Source organism: Rickettsia honei RB, assembly GCF_000263055.1.
GTDB lineage: Bacteria > Pseudomonadota > Alphaproteobacteria > Rickettsiales > Rickettsiaceae > Rickettsia > Rickettsia rickettsii.
In genome coordinates, this window is the sequence record NZ_AJTT01000004.1 from 54,366 (window position 1) to 68,242 (window position 13,877).

Below are 13,877 nucleotides of genomic sequence, written 5' to 3' on the forward strand. Positions count from 1 at the left end.
CTAAACCATAAATTTATAACCGTCATAAAGCGGCTTAACGTTATTTGGAAGCATTTTCGTAATCTCATGATAATCTATCGTGTGTCTCATATTGGTTAATAATATCTGCTCAGGTTTATATTTTTCACGCCATTCTAGAACTTTATCAAGCCCTGCATGATTCGGATTTGATTTATAATCCATACAATCTAATATCCATATTTTTATATCTTTTAAAAATTTATCTGATTCAGGAGGAAAATCGATTAAATCGGGCGAATAAACGAAATCACCTATACGTAAGCCCAAGCTATCTATAGGACCATGATGCTGTCTAAAAAATTGTATTTCGATAGTATTAATCTTAATTTTATCAAAAAAACTAACAGATTGAGTTGTGAACAGTCGCCCAAGCTTAAATAACTTATTGTTAAATAGATAATCAAATTTTGTATGGAGCTTTGCCGTACTATCGTGATCTGTATAGATTTCAAATGGCTTGCCTTGCATAAAAGTAAATACTCGTAAATCATCGATGCCGTTAACGTGATCAGAATGATAATGTGTTAATATAGCACAATCGAGCTTATTTATCTTTTCTCGTAATAGTTGATTTCTAATATCAAAACCGAAATCAACTAATATTTGACTATTTTCATCGTTAATATATATTGCCGATCTAGTCCTTTTATTGTACTTTGAAGGAGATGTGCAAGTACTACAATCGCACCCGATCACCGGTACGCCTATAGATGCTCCACACCCAAGTATTGTTACTTGTAACATAAATATTTAAAATAATGTTTGAAGTTTTTTATAATTTTTGCGGCTTAAATCAAGAAATATTCTTATTTTTGAATAAAATTACTAATATCGGCTTTATACCTTATTTTTTTAAAATAATTTCGTTTTGTTTTAATATCGCTAATTTCGCTTTAATATATATTTTATACTGTATATATTTTTATATTCAATTAAAGAAAACCAAAAATGATAAGAAGCGGCAAAATAAATTCTGGCACAATTATAATAAGTTAGTTGAAATCGGTATAATATACGGGGTATTCGGTTTGATTTTTACCGCTCTTAAATTTTCAGTTAATTTCCCTCGCCCTTATTGCAGTCTTCCTGTAGATAGTTTCATGACCATAATAAATACTGCAAACGAAAGATGCTTTTCAAGCTTTCCAAGCAGCCACGCAGCTCTTAGCGTGTTAGTAACGTATTTTGCTTGGAATTATATAAAATTACCATTAAAAATCTTAATGATTTGTGTTATTATGCTCGTGTCTTTATCTCGCATAAGCCTTGCTATGCATTACCCAAGTGATATAATCTACGGTATTATTATTGCATTTATAACAATACTGATAGGTAAGTTAATTTATCGCATCTTTGCAAATCATATAATAAGAAAGATCGGAGATTTTCTATTAATGAGGCAGTAATTAAGAAAAAACATATAAAAAACTTGTTTTTTAATCTTGAAAGTTTTTAATATGCACGCTACAATGTAGCTACATTATTGAAAGAAGATTTTTATGTCTGCTGATTCTATTGTGCGAGCCCGTATTAATGAAGACGTGAAAGAAGAAGCAGCTTTAGTGCTTGCTGCTATGGGACTTACTTTATCTGATGCTGTTCGTATGCTGTTATTTCGTGTTGCTCGTGAAAAAGCATTGCCGTTTGAGCCACTTATCCCAAATGATGAAACAATTAAAGCTATGAAAGCTGCAAGAAGCGGCAAATTAGTTCATGTTGGTAATATCAATAATTTGTTATCTGATTTATAAATGAGAACGATTAAACGTACTTGCACAGTTTAAACGTGGAATAAATTTGGATGATATTTTACTGAAAGCAGTTAGATACTTGGTTGCTGATATAACATGACCTATACATATGAGAGATCATGCCCTTATAGGTAATTGGGAAAGATTGTAGAGATTGTCATATTAAACCGGATTTAGTATTAATTTATAGAAAACCCGATGCTGACACATTGGAGTTAATACAATTAGGTTCACACAGTACACTTGGTTTTTAATTATTTTGAAATGAACCGGGAACGAGTTCCCCCAAAAACCATCTAACCATACATAGTACTGGACAGTTTTTGAAAAGCGTTTGATGTCGCTCCTAGCTAAAAACGAGAATGACATCAAAAAACCAAACAAACATTATGCTACTATACCGAAAATACTTTATAAAAAATATCTTACCGCTGCTTATAGTCGTTACTTTTTCAGTGACTAGTATAGTATGGATAACGCAAATATTAAAACTTTTATATTTATTTGATAAAGGTATAAAAGTTATGGACTTCTTCAGTTTAATAGTTTTAGTACTTCCTACTTTATTATTTATTCTGTTACCGGTAATAATGGTTATTACCGTGATCTATATCTATAATAATTTAAAAGTCGAGCGACAATTAATTATATTACAAGCTTCAGGAGTTAATAATGTACAGCTAGCACTGCCTGCTTTATATGTCGCATTAATAGTTATGCTACTTGCTTATTATATATCTTCTAACATCCTGCCGTTATCTCATATAAACTTAAAATCACGTTTAAACTTTATAAAGAATAATTATATCTCAAGTATGCTTGAAGAGAAAACTTTTAATAAAGTAACGAAAGATATCACTGTTTTTATAGATAAAAAATCAGCAGGAAATATTATGAACGGCGTAATAATATTTGATAATCGCAACGCTGATAACCCATCAGTAGTATTTGCGGGTTCAGGTACTCTTAATATATATGATAATAGCCCGATTTTTGAACTTAATAAAGGCATAAGACAAGAATATGACGTAAACGGTAATTTAACTCAGTTAACTTTCGATTCTTTAATGATAAAACTGCAAAATGATAATCCTTTAGTATCGCAAAGAACTAAACATAATAAAGAAGCAAACGAATATTATATAAGCGAATTACTTGCCCCTCCTCATGATTTAGCTATTACTAAAAAAATTAAATTAATTGCTGAAGCACATCAAAGAATAATTTGGCCTTTATACAATTTTGTATTACCTTTTATAGCACTTGCAGTTTTTTTGAGATATCCTTATAGCAAAAAAACAACTTTTATGCCGGTATTATTTTCTGCCTTAACAGTATTGCTAGTTACTTCAATTCATTTTATATTACAAAATTTTGCTTCAAAAAATCTAGATTTTATTTTTGCTTGTTATTTCAATTTGGTTATTGCTTTAACGATCGGATTATATTTATTTGTACGTAAAAGAATATAAATTTTAGACTACTTTATTCCAAGCTCCACGAGGATTTTGAGTAAAACAATCTATTTTGTTTTCCTGTCCGGTAAATTTATTTATTTTAACTGTTAATTCTTTTAAATCTTCCGGTAAATCAGTTATTATAATTATCCTTTTGAAAACTCTTATATACTCTTTTGCTTGTAAAATTTTTCCTATATCTGTAGGCGAAATAATAACAAGCACACTAGCATTATTAGGATTTTGTAACTCATCGGTAATATAAATCGGCTGTTTTTCAGGCTGCGGGTCAAGTTTACTACCGTGAGGTATAAATTGCTTACGTGAATAAGTCCAAAGATTTTTATTGAGCATTTCTTGTTGATCTGCATCTGCAGTTAATATCACGCTTTTAAGATCAGAGTGATAGCATTTTTCTATCAGAAGCAATATCGATTTTAGAAGCAATTCATCGCTTGTTTGATAAATACTAAATTGCTGCATAAAAATTTTATGTTATTTTTTATGAGAAAATTTAAGTGGTACGGATGAAGGGACTTGAACCCCCACGCCTCACGGCACAAGAACCTAAATCTTGCATGTCTACCAGTTCCATCACATCCGCGTATGGTAATGCCATTCCTGTAAAAGGGTGGCCTTGTTGCATGGATTCTATGTCATTCCTGCCTCTACGGGAATGACATCAAAGTATTTCCATCAAAAAGTTATAATACACATCATATAATTTTTGTAAATCGCTAATTTTTGTGTATTCGTTTATTTTATGTGCCGTTTCGGATAATAAACCAAACTCTACTAACGGACAATAATTTTTGACGAATCTTGCATCCGACGTACCGCCGCTTGTAGAGAATTCAGGCTTTATTTTAAGCGTATGCTCTACTACTTTAGCAAATTCTTTTATTTTATCGCTAGGGTTCTGAATAAAACTTTCAGCAGAACTACTATATTCTAACTTATAATCTACTTTATATTCTTTACAATGCTGTTTAATAATTTCTTCTACCTGTTTTGCTAAAGTTTCTGCACTATGTAAATTATTAAAACGTATATTGAAAGATGCTTCCGCACTTGCCGGAATTACGTTTGAAGTATTATTACTGACCTCGATATTCGTTACTTCAAGATTTGAACGTTGAAAAAATTCAGTACCTTCATCAAGTTTTATATTTGTTAACTCATTCAATATTATTATTAAGCAAGGCAATGGGTTATTTGCTTTATGAGGATAAGCTACATGCCCACTTAAGCCTTCTATATTTAATTTAAAGTTAACACTTCCTCTTCTGCCAATCTTAATTGCATCGCCTATTTCTTTTTCACAAGTAGGTTCACCGACAATAGCAAAATTTATCTTATATCCTTGATCATAAATATATTGCAGCATTTCTTTAGTACCATGCTTTGCTTTTCCCTCTTCATCACTAGTAAGTAAGAAACTAATGGAACCTTTAAAATCGGTATTATTTTTTATAAAATCTAAACTGGCAGCTAGAAAGCACGCTATAGCCCCTTTCATATCCACCGCACCTCTGCCATATATCTTACCATCTTGCTGGCTAACTTTAAATGGCCTCGCATTATGCCAAAGCTCATGATTACCTGCCAACACTACATCTACATGACCAACAAAGCAAATATTAGGCTCATTGCTACCGAAAACAGCATAAAGATTAGTGACTTGCTCACTTTTAGAATCACCGAATATTTTTATTTCGGTCTTAAAGCCGTGCTGTTTAAGCAAATCATTAATATACTCAATAGCTCCATCGCTCTTAGGAGTTACAGACTTAAAACCAATCAAATCTTTTAAGTAGTTAATGTACATCAATTATTGCCAAAGAGAATTTAATGTGGTTTTTAGTTTGTTTTCAAATTGTTTTATATAGTTTTTAAGGTTGTCAATCTTACTTTGATTATTATCAAGCTCTGTTACCATTTTTTGCTGTTCTTCAAGAGGCGGGATAGGAATTTGTAAATCCTCTAAATATTTCAAATAAACGTGAGGTTGACCTGATCCAGCTTGCTTTTGGTATATTATATTTTGCTGAGATTTTAAAATATAATATAGATATTTAGTTAACAATAGTTTTTCATTAATTGAATAGATTACGTTACAATCTGAAGTCCACATTGGTGAATTATGATACCAAATATATCCAGCATATGCTCCCGATGAAGAAATAGTGATTATGTTACCGTTAAAATTATATTGATTATGTGAATAAGGACTAACCCGACCAGCTGCTATTACTGGAATATCCCCCTTAATTGCAGTATTAATGTTAATCATTTTACCTTTTTTACCTACTATTAATGTTGTATACTCCTTATGCTCAAGAGATAAAATATTACTTTTTAATTTATTGATAACGATATCGCCAAATTTAACAATTTCCCGTTGTTTATTTATTTCAAAATAAGGATGCCAATTATCTATTATCTGTTTTGCCCACTCTATTATCTTTTGATAGCTATTCAATTCTTCAATAATTTTCTGTTGTTTTTCTAGAGACAGAAGAGGAATATAAATTGAGTTTATATGTTCTCTATTTAAACCAGGCTGAGCACCTTTATTATAAGCTAAGTTCTTATTATTTGATTTTGAATTATATCGCTATTTAAACAATAAAATAAATAAGATTGATGTATAATATTCGGTTTCCCTCTAAAAATATAAACATGTTCATTAACCATTACTTCTATTTGCGGTAAAATTTTATCATCTACAAAACACACTTTACCCGTTAATGCTCCGTCTTTACACATTAAAATATCATTGTTTTTCACCAATCCTTTTTAGCTATTTGATAAAAATCGAGATCTATAAAAAGAATTTTAGATAAATTTAATTTTCCATCCTCGCCTATTTAAATCATTTATACCGACAATTTTTCTTTTTTTATTGTCTAGACGTAACGCCGATATTCTTAACCTCATAAAACCAATATTCTTTTTGATTATTCGGTTTATGTGCATCGATAAAATAAAGTATTGACGTTTTTTACTCCTGTATAAGGTAAAAAAGTACCTTGCGGTAGAGAGATAACGAGTTGTAGCTTTGCTTTTGATAGTAAAAATTGACGAACAGCAGCGGTGTCTTTTCTGAATAAGAACCCTTCAGGTACTACCAATGCCATTCTACCACCCTCTTTTAAATTTTGCAGGCAATGCAAAACACAAACAGCATCACCGTTATTTTTTGCAATGCCGTTATTAAAAAGAGAAGCTATATGATTTTCTGTTATAGTTTTGCCGTTTTTGCTAGTTTTTTTAGTGATAGTTTGAGAAAATGGCAATTAGTAACAATTACATCAAACTTTAACTGCTGATCAGTTTTAAGGGTTTAACATCATTAGGGTTCTCAAGACTATTTATTTGCTGAATTCCGCTATGTCCGTCACCATGCAAAATCATATTCATCTTAGCGATTCTAGAGTTTTTTCCAAGAAATACTCGAATACGTCGCCTTTTATATCTGTATCTATCGTAGATAAAATAAGAGGATCAATTGCATCGATAATGTGGCGGAGAGTAATGTAATTGCCTAGAGAAATAGGCGTAAAAACATCACCACCGTATTTATTCTTAATTTGTTCTATAACATAGCTATTAATGTAACCGATAATATCATCGTTTGATTGTGCTTTGATATTATTCCACCAGGATTTTTCGTTGTTTTCACTTAATAATTTTAAGAATAATATATTTGCAAATTCGCTAAATCTTTCTATTTCTGCTCGGAGCCCTTCATTTCTTAAAAGATTATTCAAGTTTTTAAATATCGATATTAATTCTTCACGTGATACTTTAATTTCTTTCGGTATAGTCCAAACTTCATTACTGCTTGCTTCTAAAAAAGCAGATAATAATTCTTTTTCATTTAGTAATTCCCTTACTTCATCACCGTTTAATATAATCTCTTTATTATTAGCAACAAAACGAGCTTCGCAGTAAGCTCCATTCATTGCGAACACTATAGGTACATCAAGCAATTTTGCATATTCCGTTGCTTGATCTAAAGCTTGCCTTAAATCCACTCCTGCTTTTTTGCTTCTATTATTGCAATAGGTTTATCATTATTACTTTCATATAAGATATGATCCGGTCTTTTTCCGTTTAATCTTGTCTGTTCTGTTTTTGATTTTGGTTTTTGGAAATAAACATTCTTTTTAGTATCATTATCTATATACCATCCCTTATTTACAAGGTTATTGCTGATAATCCATTCGGTTTGCTGTTCTGCTAACATAAGAATTGCTTAGATATTTTTTTGTAATTAATAATTATATCTTCTTACACTTATTATACAAGCTTATAAAAGTACAAAAAACAACTTTTATAGAGTTAGTTAATGACGGTCTCATGACTTTCTTTTTTTATTAATAGGTTTAGAGATGAAATTTCACCTAGTAGAAGGTGAACATAAAAATAAAAAAACTAATATTACCTGCAGCGGCAGCCCTTGGAGGTGTGGTAATTCCTGTCTTAATATACATGTTTTTTAATTACGATAAACCGGGATTAATAAAAGGATGGGCTATTCCTATCGCAACTGATACTGCTTTTGTCCTTGGTATTTTATCTTTTTTCAGCCGACATATATCTTTAGAATTACGAGCTTTTATTATAGGTTTCTCATTAATTGACGATGCTTTTGCGTTAATTATACTAGCTTTGTTTTATACTAAAACAATCAATACTCCGGCATTATTAATTTCCTCTATAATTATATTCATCTTGTTTATATTGAATTATCGACAAGTTAAACAATTATTTTATTATATAATTGTAGGTTTATTATTATGGATTAGTATGGTGGAGTCAGGTATTCACGATACCTTATGCAGAGCCATTATAGCACTTTTTATACCTGTTAATATAAAAGGAGAATTTAACACTTCTTTTAAAAAACTTGAAAACTTAACTCGTCCTTTTGTAAATTACTTTATTTTACTGCTTTTTGTATTTATGAATTCCGGTATCCTTTTAGAATATTTTGCATTTAAAGGCATTTGTTCCAACTCAATACTTGCTTTAATTTATGGGATAATATTTGGTTTATTTGTAGGTAAGCAATTAGGTATTATGCTATTTTCATATCCATTTGTAAAATTTAAACTCTGTAATTTACCAAGTGATACTTCATGGTTAAAATTTTATTCTATAGCTATACTTGGAGGGATTGGATTTACCCTAAGTTTATTTATAGGTAGTATTTTACGTTTGAGAGCAGCTACCCTTCAAACTCTATGAGAGCTGCAGTAATAATAGGCTCTTTAATTTCTGCATTATTTGGCGTAGCCGTTCTAAAATATTGTACTGGAAAAGAGTAAAGAAGCAAATTAAACGAGTATACTCATTAAATAACGATGATAGGATTTTAATAACACATCATATTTTTGTTTGGAAAAAACAGGATATGGTACTATATAGATATTATTAGAAGAAGGAATCGCTTTTTCAAGCTTATTTAGCATAAAAGGCATATTATAATTATGCTCTACTAAAATTATTGAAGTAAGATTGTAAGTTACAATAAAATCAACCACTTTCTTAATATTATCTTCTTCAGACATTATTTTATTCGGAGCAAATATTACCTGCTGTTCTATAACATTACGTTCCTTTAACAAAATTTTTAATTGCTCTGTAGATTCTATGCCAGTAATAAATAATATAGGTGCATAACCTGCCTTAAGCCAAGCAATGCCGGTTTCAATTTTATGTCCTCTTCCTGCAAATACTATTATCGCATTAGTGGTATTACTATTAAGCTTATAAGAATTTATTAAATATAAATAATAACCAAAACCACCGACCCAAAGAGCAAAAATTGTGAGTAAAAATTTTCTGATCATTTAAATATTTTATTAAATTTAGTTTGAATAATTTTATCAAATTCAGACATTTCAACATGAATCCCTAACTGATTTAAAGATGTTACTAAAGAATTTTCAAGTCCACAAGGAATAATCCCACTAAACTTACTTAAATCTGTTGAAATATTTATAGCTACACCGTGATATGTAACCCATTTTCTTACTCTAACACCTATTGCAGCAATTTTAGCAAATTCATCTTTCCTTACTTTTACCCAAATTCCTACTTTATCTTTAATAATATATGCTTTAACTCCAAAATAGTTTAAGCTATTTATAATCCATTCTTCAAGCATTTTTATATATAGCTTTAAATCTTTGTGTCGATTTGGTGAAGCTAAATTAAGAATTGGATAAATAACACGCTGACCCGGTCCATGAAAAGTAAATTTACCGCCACGTCCTGTGTAAATTACCGGAATATCACCGTAATTTAATAATTCTTCTTGTTTATAATTAGTACCGGCTGTATATACTTCCGAATGTTCAACTAAATAAATAATTTCCGGCTCATGATCACTAATTACTTTGTTAACGTAATCTTCCATTAATTTCAAAGTAACTTGATAATCCGCAAAATCCGGTATAGTTATAAATCTTATCATATTAATTCAGATTTATATTTCAATATTAATGCATCTAAAATTGCTATGGTTTCAGCATCCAAATCGCCAGAAAAATTACTAGGACGAAAATGCATTTGAAACGAAATTATAATATCTTTCATTTTAGAGTCTAAAATTTTGGTAACTTCAAGTTTATAACCGTATGTAATAAATTTTTGCTGAATTGCTGCAATATCGGTTATGTCGACTTGCGGCAATAGATCGTTAAACACCTGTTCATCATACCAAGCTCCAATATCGTTATCATATAATAGTTTCCAAGGAAATAGCGGGCCAGGGTCCTGTTTTCTACCTGGAGCAATATCAGAATGCCCAACTACTCTAGTAGGTTTAATATCATATCTAGCAATAATCTGTTTACACAAACTTATAACACTATTAATTTGCCTTTCCGAATACGGTAGCCAAACTATATCATTGTTTTTTGCATTTACTTCAAAAGCAGGATTTACGATTTCAATACCGATTGATGTATCATTAATACGCTCATGACCTTGCCAGTAACTTACTCCAGCATGCCATGCTCTATCACGCTCTTCTACTAATTGAAATATATGTTCAGGGTTTTCATTGTTTATTAAATAATGGCTACTTAACTTTTCACCGGTTAGAAAATCTAAAGACTGCTTAAAATCACACTGTGTATAATGTAGCACTAGAAATTTAATACGTTTATCAAATCCCACAGCTCTATAAGATGTTTTATCGATTACTATCATATATAAAAATTTTAAAGGATGTCACTATTATGTTTTTTTCTATATAATCTTGTGAAAGCTTGCTTGCATGGATCGGTAAATCGTCATTGCGAGAAGAATTACACAGTAATTCGACGAAGCAATCTCAGGAAGTGTGTTATTAATTTCATGAGATTGCCACGCAGCCTACGGCTGCTCGCAATGACGATTTGGTATCTATATAAAGATAGTCCCAGTATGACAAGAAAAATTTTGGTGGTGCCGGATATCGGATTTGAACTGATGACCTACCGCTTACAAGGCGGTTGCTCTACCACTGAGCTAATCCGGCATATTAATATGATTATAGAGAAGAGATATGTGCTGTCATACCCGTGGCTTGACCACAATATTTAGAGAAATAACTTGTAATAGTCAAATTTACTAAATCCTGCAATCAAATAGCGGGAGATGACAGGGGCTGAATTGATCCACACAGTCAATGCCTGCTCGCAATGACGAAAATACACTATAAACTAAGCTTCTTTAGCTTCCTTTTTACTTAGTCTAGCTTTGCGGTTTTTTGCTTTCACTTCCATTTCCTTTTTAACTTTCTCAGGAAGAGTAACACCCGCTTGCTCAATAAATTTTGCGACTCGCTCAGTTGGTTTAGCACCGGTGCCAAGCCAATATTCTATACGATCTTTTTTTAAAACAACACGCTCACTATTATCTAAAGCAAGCATTGGATCATAAGTTCCGACTTTTTCTAAAAAGTCACCGTCACGAGGTGCTGTTGCGTTAGCTACTACTACACGGTAAAAAGGACGCTTTTTAGCACCGCCTCTAGCTAAACGAATTTTTACTGCCATATTATATTACTTACAATTATTTTATTTTTTCTTCTTTAAAAAGAACATGTTTTCTAACTACTTTATCATACTTACGAAAAGAAAGCTTCTCGGTTTGGGTCTTCGGATTACGTTTCTTTACCCAAAAAACACCTGTGCCGGCAGTACTTACTAGCCTTACCAAAACATTTTTATTTTTCTTTGCCATTAGCTGACACCTTAAATCAAGATATTATTTTATTATTCTAAGAAAAGCAGAATAAAACGAAATTGAAAAATAGTCAAGTAAAAACTAGGTATTGCAAAATAAAGAGAGATACGTCATTGCGAGCGACTAAAAGGAGCGTGGCAATCTAGTTTTAATTTCCCGAGATTGCCGCACTCCTTGCAGTCGTTCGCAATGACGCCAATTTTTCAAATTAAACGAGTTACCGTCCAAATAAGCGTTCGATATCCTTAAGCTTCAACTCAATATAAGTAGGTCTGCCGTGATTACATTGACCTGAAAGCGGCGTATTTTCCATTTGACGCAGTAAGGCATTCATTTCATCTGCCGATAATTTTCGTCCTGCTCTAATAGAGTAATGACAAGCATAAGTTTCCGTTACATGCTCGATTAACTCTGTCAAAGCTACATTCTTGCCAAAATCCGATAAATGATCGGCGAGATCCTGAATTAACTTTTGTACGTTTACATCTCCAAGGATATTTGGAATTTCAGTTACTATAATAGATTTTTCGCCGAATTTTTCTAGAGTTAAACCAAGTTTATATAGTTTTTCTCTATGGTCATATAAACAATCTGCTTTTTTTTCATTTGGCAGTTCTACTATCTCAGGGATAAGCAAACGCTGTTTGATTAACTCTTCCGTTTTAAGGTAATCTTTTATTTTTTCATACCCTAAACGTTCGTGTGCTGCATGTTGGTCGGTAATCACTATACTATCTTCGGTTTGTGAAATAATATAAGTCGTATGAAGTTGTGCTTTAGCTGCCCCAAGTTTATATTGTTTACGGGTTTGCTGTTCATGTTCTATACGATTTTCTACTTCTTGTTCTATTTTAGCATGTGATAATGTATCGATTAATTTTTGACAAACATGATTTTGAGGAACTGTATTAAGTGTAGAATGAGTAGTAGGTCTATAATCTGCCGATTTACTATTAACATTTATAACTTTACTTACTGGCGATTGTTTGTTAACTAAAGGATTTTTAAATAACTCAAGAGCATCAGAGGCGATAGTAGTAGAAGTAACATGGCTTTTATTTGTTAAAGCATTTTTAATTGCTTCTATTAATAAGTTTCGCACATAATTCGGGTCATGAAATCTAACCTCTGCTTTTGCCGGATGTACGTTAACGTCAACAAGTTGCGGATCGATTTGTAAGAATATAGCACATAGCGGATAACGATCACGAGCTAAATAATCTTGATATGCTACCCTTAAAGCTACCTGTAATAATTTATCTTTTACTGGTCTATTATTAATAAATAAAAACTGATCTTCACTTGAAGCTCTATTATATGTCGGGTTACTAGTATAACCGCAAATAGAGAAATCAGGTGTTTTGAAGTCTATATAAGCGGCGTTTTTTATAAAATCATCACCTATTACATCAATTATACGCTGTTTTAGGTTAGTTTCAGCATCTTTATTTTGTCCCTTTAGTTTTAATAAATTCTTGCCGTCATGTGTTAAACTAAAAGAAATTTTAGGATGTGCTAGAGCGATTTTCTTAACCACATCTACAGTTACTGCAAGCTCTGTTTTATCGGCTCTAAGAAATTTTAAACGTGCAGGTGTTGCAAAAAATAAATCACGTATCTCTATTTTAGTACCTTCATTATGAACAGAAATAGTAACTTGTTTTTCATTGCCACCGATTAACTTAATCTGAAATGCTTTGTCGGCATCTCGTTTTTTAGAAGTAATTAGCATTTTGCTAATAGCAGCAATAGACGGCAGTGCTTCACCCCTAAAACCAAAAGTATTAATATTTAGAAAATCGCTTTCATCAAACTTAGAAGTTGTATGACGTTCAACAGCAATTTCTAATTCCTTATCAGTCATACCGATACCGTCATCGGAAATAATGATTAGATTTTTACCGGCACGTTCTAAAATAATATCTATTTTAGTACTACTTGCATCAACAGCATTTTCAACTAATTCCTTTACTACCGATGCGGGCCTTTCTATAACCTCACCGGCAGCAATTCGGTTGATAGTACTGTATGACAGAAATTTTATAGTCATTTTGTTACTAGTTTAAATTTCTTACTACAATATGGGCAGATAACTTCCTTTTTTTTTATCTATCTCTAAATAAACTTTCGGATGGTCATATGGAGGTTCTTTGCCCTGGCAAGATACAGATGCATCAACGCTATTAACAATTTCCATAGATTTATACATTATTTCTTTAAGTGTAATCTAATATAAGTTACTTTTAAATAAAAGACAAATATTACTTGATTAAATATGTCATCCCGTGACTTGATCAGCTTTGTTGTATGGTTCTAATTTTCTTGTCATTGCGAGCAGAGCCATAGGCTGCGTGGCAATCTAGTACTAAAGTTCTGAGATTGCCACGCAGCCTATGGCTCT

At 31.6% G+C, this 13,877-nt stretch carries 18 protein-coding genes, 2 tRNA genes and 2 pseudogenes; 5 read left to right on the plus strand and 17 right to left on the minus strand.

Going from position 1 to position 13,877, the window contains the following annotated elements:
- Positions 1 to 765, minus strand: a complete 765-nt coding sequence (locus WSW_RS0104715; protein ID WP_016917270.1) for an MBL fold metallo-hydrolase — start codon at positions 763 to 765, stop codon at positions 1 to 3.
- A 14-nt stretch (positions 766 to 779) separates the two neighbouring features.
- Between WSW_RS0104715 and WSW_RS0104720 the strand changes: the two genes are divergently transcribed.
- From WSW_RS0104720 to WSW_RS0104730, 4 genes and pseudogenes are all read left to right on the plus strand, one after another.
- Entirely contained in the window at positions 780 to 1,427 is a 648-nt protein-coding gene (locus WSW_RS0104720) for a phosphatase PAP2 family protein (RefSeq protein ID WP_016917271.1), read from the plus strand.
- A 93-nt stretch (positions 1,428 to 1,520) separates the two neighbouring features.
- A pseudogene (locus WSW_RS0104725) lies at positions 1,521 to 1,786 on the plus strand (type II toxin-antitoxin system RelB/DinJ family antitoxin).
- A gap of 168 nt (positions 1,787 to 1,954) precedes the next feature.
- Positions 1,955 to 2,026 (plus strand): hypothetical protein, encoded by a 72-nt coding sequence (locus WSW_RS1000000114175; protein WP_458692622.1) that lies wholly within the window; start codon positions 1,955 to 1,957, stop codon positions 2,024 to 2,026.
- Between the two features lie 135 nt (positions 2,027 to 2,161).
- A complete protein-coding gene (locus WSW_RS0104730) occupies positions 2,162 to 3,244 on the plus strand; it encodes an LptF/LptG family permease (protein WP_029374998.1) in 1,083 nt (360 codons plus the stop codon).
- A gap of 3 nt (positions 3,245 to 3,247) precedes the next feature.
- Here the strand turns inward: WSW_RS0104730 and WSW_RS0104735 are convergent, their stop codons facing one another.
- The 8 genes from WSW_RS0104735 to WSW_RS1000000113100 form a co-directional block, all read right to left on the minus strand.
- Entirely contained in the window at positions 3,248 to 3,712 is a 465-nt protein-coding gene (locus WSW_RS0104735; RefSeq protein ID WP_004997101.1) for a DNA polymerase III subunit chi, read from the minus strand.
- Positions 3,713 to 3,748: 36 nt separating this feature from the next.
- A tRNA-Leu gene (locus WSW_RS0104740) sits at positions 3,749 to 3,833 on the minus strand.
- A gap of 78 nt (positions 3,834 to 3,911) precedes the next feature.
- Positions 3,912 to 5,057, minus strand: coding sequence for a succinyl-diaminopimelate desuccinylase (dapE, locus tag WSW_RS0104745; protein ID WP_016917274.1), 1,146 nt, complete (start codon positions 5,055 to 5,057; stop codon positions 3,912 to 3,914).
- Between the two features lie 3 nt (positions 5,058 to 5,060).
- Complete coding sequence (locus WSW_RS1000000110790; protein WP_016917275.1) at positions 5,061 to 5,711, minus strand: restriction endonuclease subunit S; 651 nt, start codon at positions 5,709 to 5,711, stop codon at positions 5,061 to 5,063.
- A 101-nt stretch (positions 5,712 to 5,812) separates the two neighbouring features.
- A complete protein-coding gene (locus WSW_RS0104755; RefSeq protein WP_016917276.1) occupies positions 5,813 to 6,019 on the minus strand; it encodes a restriction endonuclease subunit S domain-containing protein in 207 nt (68 codons plus the stop codon).
- A 179-nt stretch (positions 6,020 to 6,198) separates the two neighbouring features.
- Complete coding sequence (locus WSW_RS1000000113090; RefSeq protein WP_016917277.1) at positions 6,199 to 6,528, minus strand: N-6 DNA methylase; 330 nt, start codon at positions 6,526 to 6,528, stop codon at positions 6,199 to 6,201.
- 120 nt (positions 6,529 to 6,648) lie between these two features.
- A complete protein-coding gene (locus WSW_RS1000000113095; protein ID WP_016917278.1) occupies positions 6,649 to 7,269 on the minus strand; it encodes a hypothetical protein in 621 nt (206 codons plus the stop codon).
- On the minus strand, positions 7,260 to 7,481 hold the full coding sequence (locus tag WSW_RS1000000113100; RefSeq protein WP_016917279.1) for a hypothetical protein: 222 nt from the start codon (positions 7,479 to 7,481) through the stop codon (positions 7,260 to 7,262). Before WSW_RS1000000113100 ends, WSW_RS1000000113095 begins: the two co-directional genes overlap by 10 nt.
- Positions 7,482 to 7,654: 173 nt before the next feature.
- Between WSW_RS1000000113100 and WSW_RS0104780 the strand changes: the two genes are divergently transcribed.
- Positions 7,655 to 8,485, plus strand: coding sequence for a Na+/H+ antiporter NhaA (locus WSW_RS0104780; protein WP_029375000.1), 831 nt, complete (start codon positions 7,655 to 7,657; stop codon positions 8,483 to 8,485).
- A gap of 89 nt (positions 8,486 to 8,574) precedes the next feature.
- Here WSW_RS0104780 and WSW_RS0104790 read toward each other — a convergent pair whose 3' ends face one another.
- The 8 genes and pseudogenes from WSW_RS0104790 to WSW_RS1000000110800 all read right to left on the minus strand — a co-directional run bounded on the left by WSW_RS0104790 (position 8,575) and on the right by WSW_RS1000000110800 (position 13,685).
- On the minus strand, positions 8,575 to 9,090 hold the full coding sequence (locus tag WSW_RS0104790) for a YdcF family protein (RefSeq protein ID WP_016917281.1): 516 nt from the start codon (positions 9,088 to 9,090) through the stop codon (positions 8,575 to 8,577).
- Positions 9,087 to 9,716 carry a lipoyl(octanoyl) transferase LipB gene (gene lipB, locus WSW_RS0104795; protein WP_016917282.1) on the minus strand — a complete coding sequence of 210 codons (630 nt, stop codon included), beginning with the start codon at positions 9,714 to 9,716 and terminating at the stop codon, positions 9,087 to 9,089. The genes WSW_RS0104790 and lipB overlap by 4 nt, the downstream gene beginning before the upstream one ends.
- Complete coding sequence (locus tag WSW_RS0104800; RefSeq protein WP_016917283.1) at positions 9,713 to 10,456, minus strand: N-acetylmuramoyl-L-alanine amidase; 744 nt, start codon at positions 10,454 to 10,456, stop codon at positions 9,713 to 9,715. The genes lipB and WSW_RS0104800 overlap by 4 nt, the downstream gene beginning before the upstream one ends.
- A gap of 235 nt (positions 10,457 to 10,691) precedes the next feature.
- A tRNA-Thr gene (locus WSW_RS0104805) sits at positions 10,692 to 10,766 on the minus strand.
- A 184-nt stretch (positions 10,767 to 10,950) separates the two neighbouring features.
- Positions 10,951 to 11,286, minus strand: coding sequence for a 30S ribosomal protein S16 (gene rpsP, locus WSW_RS0104810; RefSeq protein WP_016917284.1), 336 nt, complete (start codon positions 11,284 to 11,286; stop codon positions 10,951 to 10,953).
- A 16-nt stretch (positions 11,287 to 11,302) separates the two neighbouring features.
- Complete coding sequence (gene rpmG / locus WSW_RS0104815; protein ID WP_004997072.1) at positions 11,303 to 11,473, minus strand: 50S ribosomal protein L33; 171 nt, start codon at positions 11,471 to 11,473, stop codon at positions 11,303 to 11,305.
- Positions 11,474 to 11,693: 220 nt separating this feature from the next.
- Complete coding sequence (gene mutL, locus WSW_RS0104820) at positions 11,694 to 13,526, minus strand: DNA mismatch repair endonuclease MutL (protein WP_016917285.1); 1,833 nt, start codon at positions 13,524 to 13,526, stop codon at positions 11,694 to 11,696.
- A pseudogene (locus tag WSW_RS1000000110800) lies at positions 13,523 to 13,685 on the minus strand (zinc-finger domain-containing protein). Before WSW_RS1000000110800 ends, mutL begins: the two are co-directional and overlap by 4 nt.
- Positions 13,686 to 13,877 lie beyond the last annotated feature (192 nt).

Excerpts from the sequence above, each read along its gene's own strand:
- WSW_RS0104715 (WP_016917270.1), bottom strand. The coding sequence starts at position 765 with ATGTTACAAGTAACAATACTTGGGTGTGGAGCATCTATAGGCGTACCG.
- WSW_RS0104720 (WP_016917271.1), top strand. The coding sequence starts at position 780 with ATGTTTGAAGTTTTTTATAATTTTTGCGGCTTAAATCAAGAAATATTC.
- WSW_RS0104730 (WP_029374998.1), top strand. The coding sequence starts at position 2,162 with ATGCTACTATACCGAAAATACTTTATAAAAAATATCTTACCGCTGCTT.
- WSW_RS0104735 (WP_004997101.1), bottom strand. The coding sequence starts at position 3,712 with ATGCAGCAATTTAGTATTTATCAAACAAGCGATGAATTGCTTCTAAAA.
- dapE (WP_016917274.1), bottom strand. The coding sequence starts at position 5,057 with ATGTACATTAACTACTTAAAAGATTTGATTGGTTTTAAGTCTGTAACT.
- WSW_RS1000000113100 (WP_016917279.1), bottom strand. The coding sequence starts at position 7,481 with ATGTTAGCAGAACAGCAAACCGAATGGATTATCAGCAATAACCTTGTA.
- WSW_RS0104790 (WP_016917281.1), bottom strand. The coding sequence starts at position 9,090 with ATGATCAGAAAATTTTTACTCACAATTTTTGCTCTTTGGGTCGGTGGT.
- lipB (WP_016917282.1), bottom strand. The coding sequence starts at position 9,716 with ATGATAAGATTTATAACTATACCGGATTTTGCGGATTATCAAGTTACT.
- WSW_RS0104800 (WP_016917283.1), bottom strand. The coding sequence starts at position 10,456 with ATGATAGTAATCGATAAAACATCTTATAGAGCTGTGGGATTTGATAAA.
- rpsP (WP_016917284.1), bottom strand. The coding sequence starts at position 11,286 with ATGGCAGTAAAAATTCGTTTAGCTAGAGGCGGTGCTAAAAAGCGTCCT.
- rpmG (WP_004997072.1), bottom strand. The coding sequence starts at position 11,473 with ATGGCAAAGAAAAATAAAAATGTTTTGGTAAGGCTAGTAAGTACTGCC.
- mutL (WP_016917285.1), bottom strand. The coding sequence starts at position 13,526 with ATGACTATAAAATTTCTGTCATACAGTACTATCAACCGAATTGCTGCC.